This window comes from Undibacterium sp. SXout7W (assembly GCF_049339385.1).
Classification (GTDB): domain Bacteria; phylum Pseudomonadota; class Gammaproteobacteria; order Burkholderiales; family Burkholderiaceae_D; genus Undibacterium.
Window position 1 is genome coordinate 1 of the sequence record NZ_JBMPPF010000082.1, and the last position, 433, is coordinate 433.

A 433-nucleotide genomic window follows, 5' to 3' on the forward strand; every position below is an offset into this window, starting at 1 on the left:
TGTTCAGATTGCCACTGATGGTTTGTCGTGCCGTTGTGGTGGCAAAGTCGGTGGCACTGACGCCGGTGTCGCTGGAGAGGGTAATACCGGTGACGGTCGTCAGTGGTGCGGTATGGTCGACGGTGTAGATCTGGCCTGTGAAACCAGACGACATCCCCAGGCTTTCCAGGTCGGCAATACCGGTGCCGGCAGCATTGAGATTGAGTCCCAGGGTACCGTCTCCGGCATTGCTGACGGTGACTGTGTAGGTGCTGGGGTTGATTTGAGTCACTTTGCTGATGTTGCCGGTGACGGTACCTGTGTTGACGAGTGTAAAGTCGCTCGCATCGACTCCGGTGACACTTTCGCTGAAGACGAGGGTGAAATCAATATCGTTGCGGTTCGTCGGGTTGCTGTGCACTCTGTTGAGGCTCGTCGCAAATGGCGCAATATT

At 55.9% G+C, this 433-nt stretch carries 1 protein-coding gene; it reads right to left on the minus strand.

Annotation, left to right across the window (positions count from 1 at the left end):
• Window positions 1–271: hypothetical protein (locus tag ACO0LB_RS20580; RefSeq protein ID WP_423052574.1), on the minus strand; the 271-nt coding region annotated here is incomplete at its 3' end.
• Window positions 272–433 lie beyond the last annotated feature (162 nt).